The organism is Vibrio sp. Vb0937 (assembly GCF_033338855.1).
On the sequence record NZ_JAWOTK010000397.1, the window covers coordinates 1 to 1,094 of the forward strand.

Annotated in this window: 1 protein-coding gene; it reads right to left on the bottom strand. The window is 46.6% G+C overall.

What is annotated here, in order from left to right:
• On the bottom strand, positions 1-1,094 hold a 1,094-nt coding region (locus R7P67_RS26020), incomplete at both ends, for a bifunctional 2',3'-cyclic-nucleotide 2'-phosphodiesterase/3'-nucleotidase (protein WP_318086482.1).

Below are 1,094 nucleotides of genomic sequence, written 5' to 3' on the forward strand. Positions count from 1 at the left end.
CCAAAGCCAAGAAGCTGTACATCACGTCATTCGCTTTACCAATTGGTTGGTTAACGAATTCGCGAGTGCCTTTGTGATCGTCTTCGAGTGCTTTAATGATGCCTTGGTCTGCTTCTGCAAGCGATTTCTTAGTCGCTTTGTCGAAAATTGGTCGAGCTTCAGATTGTCCTTCCACTACTTGCCATTGGCCGTCTTTTTGCTCGATGACCAGATCCATGACTCCCACGTGGCTACCCCAACGGCCAGGCATGACGGCAGTGACACCGTTGATGGTGCCTTTGTTGTTGTCTACGCCTTGTAGATTCTCAAATCCTTTGCCTGGGAAGACCGCGTGAGAGTGACCAAACGCAATGGCATCAATGCCTTTCACTTGCGTTAAATAGTACACCGAGTTCTCCGCACCTAGTTTATATGGATCGGTTGAAACCCCTGAATGCGGAATCGCGACAATAATGTCCGCACCTTCCTTCTTCATCTGCGGAATCAGCTTCTCTGCAGTTTCTTTGATGTCTTTGGCAACCACGTTACCTTCAAGATTTTTCTTATCCCAAACCATGATTTGCGGTGGAACAAACCCGATGTAACCCACTTTTACTTGATGAACTTCGCCATCGGTATCTTTAAAACTGTGTGTTTTGATCAGGTAAGGTTGGAAGTAATGCTCGCCAGTTTTCTTATCAAACACATTGGCGTTGATGTAGGGGAAGTTCGCGCCGGCCAGCGTATTTTGTAAGAAGTCCAAACCATAGTTGAATTCATGGTTACCAATGTTCCCCACATCATAGTGCAATTGGTTCATGGCTTTGTACACAGGATGAACTTCTCCAGCCTGTATGACTTTTGCTGCCATGTAGTCACCCATCGGGCTACCTTGAATTAAGTCGCCGTTGTCGACCAACACGCTGTTTTCCACTTCGGATTTTGCCTGCTTAACTAATGTGGCTGCGCGGCTCAAACCAATTTGTTGTGATGGTTGGTCTTTGTAGTAATCGTAATCCATCACGTTGGTGTGGATGTCAGTGGTTTCAATAATGCGAAGCTTGATCGTGTCTGCCATTGCTGGCCCTGCAAGCGTCAACATGCCACTCAAAACT